The organism is Kitasatospora sp. NPDC057198 (assembly GCF_042670125.1).
Taxonomy (GTDB): domain Bacteria; phylum Actinomycetota; class Actinomycetes; order Streptomycetales; family Streptomycetaceae; genus Kitasatospora.
Map to the genome: position 1 here is coordinate 1 of NZ_JBHUWH010000801.1, position 1,944 is coordinate 1,944.

2 protein-coding genes are annotated in these 1,944 nt (G+C 76.7%); both read right to left on the reverse strand.

Annotation, left to right across the window (positions count from 1 at the left end; all coding sequences use genetic code 11):
* Positions 1–147: 147 nt before the first annotated feature.
* Positions 148–924, reverse strand: a complete 777-nt coding sequence (locus tag ACFUEL_RS39150) for an SDR family NAD(P)-dependent oxidoreductase (protein WP_380242903.1) — start codon at positions 922–924, stop codon at positions 148–150.
* On the reverse strand, positions 921–1,883 hold the full coding sequence (locus ACFUEL_RS39155) for a fumarylacetoacetate hydrolase family protein (protein WP_380242905.1): 963 nt from the start codon (positions 1,881–1,883) through the stop codon (positions 921–923). The genes ACFUEL_RS39150 and ACFUEL_RS39155 overlap by 4 nt, the downstream gene beginning before the upstream one ends.
* Positions 1,884–1,944: the final 61 nt, after the last annotated feature.

The window sequence follows — 1,944 nt, forward strand, 5'->3', positions numbered from 1 at the left end:
CCCGTCTCCCTGCTGGTCAGCGGCGTCGTGCTGATCGTCGTCGGCGCCGTCGGCTTCACGCTCGCGCTGGTCCACCGGCCCGCCCGCCACCGCTGACGGCCCGTCGGCCGTCGACCGGGGGCTGGGGGCCGGGAGCGGGGGCCGGGGCTATCCGGCCCGGAGCGCGTCGGAGACCGACTTGGCGCCGCCGTGCGCGGTGTAGCCGCCGTCGACCGGGATCTCGGCGCCGGTGATGAAGGACGCCTCGTCGGAGAGCAGGAAGACGACCAGCCCGGTGACCTCGTCGACGGTGCCGGTGCGGCCGAGCGGGGTCTCGCGCAGGTTGGCCTCGCGGAAGGCGGCCGGGGCGGTGGCGGTCATCGCGGTCTCGATGAAGCCGGGGTGGACGGTGTTCACCCGGATGCCGAGCGGTCCGAGTTCCACGCAGGCCGCCTTGGCGAGGCCGCGCAGCGCCCACTTGCTGGCGGTGTAGGCGACGGGGTAGTGCGCGGTGAGCGCGGCGGCGGAGCCGACGTTGACGATCGACGCCCCGGGCGGCATCAGCGGGGCGAGGTGCTGCATGCCGAGCAGTGGGCCGGTGGCGTTGACGGCGTGGACCCGGGCGAAGTCCGCGGCGGTGACCTCGCCGAGCCGGGCCCGCCAGGTGACGCCCGCGTTGTTGACCAGGCCGTGCACCGCGCCGTGTTCGGCGCGCAGGTCGGCGGCGAGCGCGGCCCAGGCGTCCGGGTCGGTGACGTCCAGGGCGCGGCAGCCGGGGGCGGGCCGGGCGTCGGTGGCGACCACGACAGCGCCCTCGGCGGCCAGCGCCCGGACCTCGGCCGCGCCCTGGCCCTGCGCGGCGCCGGTGACGACGACCACCCGGCCGGCCAGCCGTCCGCCTCCGGCCGCGGCCCCGGTCGCGGCCCCGGTCACGGCCCCGGTCACGGGCGGGTCCGGGGGCGCGGGCGGGCGGCGGGGACCGGCCGCGGTTCGACGCCGGGGACGACGGTGTTGGCGGTCGTCCCGATGCCTTCGACGGTCAGTTCGACGGTGTCGCCGACCTTCAGCGGCGCGGGTTCCCGGCGCCCGTTGCGGCCCCAGAGTTCGGCGAGGCAGCCGCCGTTGCCCATGGTGCCGGAGCCGAGCACGTCGCCGGGGCGGACGGCGGTGCCGCGCGAGGCGTAGGCGACCAGGTCCTCGAAGGTCCAGCCCATGTTGGAGAGCAGGTCGGTGCCGACGACCGTGCCGTTGACCCGGGCCGTCAGGGCGAGGCGCAGGAAGCCGTCCGCGTCCCGGTACGGTTCGAGTTCGTCGGCGGTGACCAGCCAGGGGCCGAGGGTGGTGGCGGTGTCCTTGCCCTTGCAGGGGCCGAGGCCGACCTGCATCTCGGCGGACTGCAGGTCGCGGGCCGACCAGTCGTTGAAGACGGTGTAGCCGATGATGTGCTCGCGGGCCTGCTCGGGGGTGAGGTCGCTGCCCTCCCGGCCGATGACGGCGGCGACCTCCAGTTCGAAGTCGAGGGCCTGCGAGCCGGGCGGGACGGGCACGCCGTCGTGGGCGCCGATCACCGCGTAGGGGTTGCCGAAGTAGAACGTCGGTGCGGCGTACCACTGTTCGGGGACGCCGGCCACGCCGCTGACGCTCCTGCGGACGCCTTCGACGTGCTCCTCGAAGGCGACGAAGTCGCGGACGGTGGGCGGCTGGAGCGGCGGCAGCAGCCGGACTTCGCCGACCGCCGGGCCGGGCGGGCCGGCCAGGGCGGTGCGGCCGGCGGCGTGCAGGGCCTCGGCGCCGGAGCGGATCAGGTCGAGCAGGTCGGTGCCGGCGGGCAGCGGGTGCAGGCGGTCGTCGGCGAGCGCGCCGCAGTGGCGGCGGCCCCGGTGCTCGTAGGTGGCGAAGCGCATGGGGGTTCCTGGGCTCGGGGTCGGAGGCGGGCGGGTCCGGGCCGGGGGCGCGGTGCCTTAC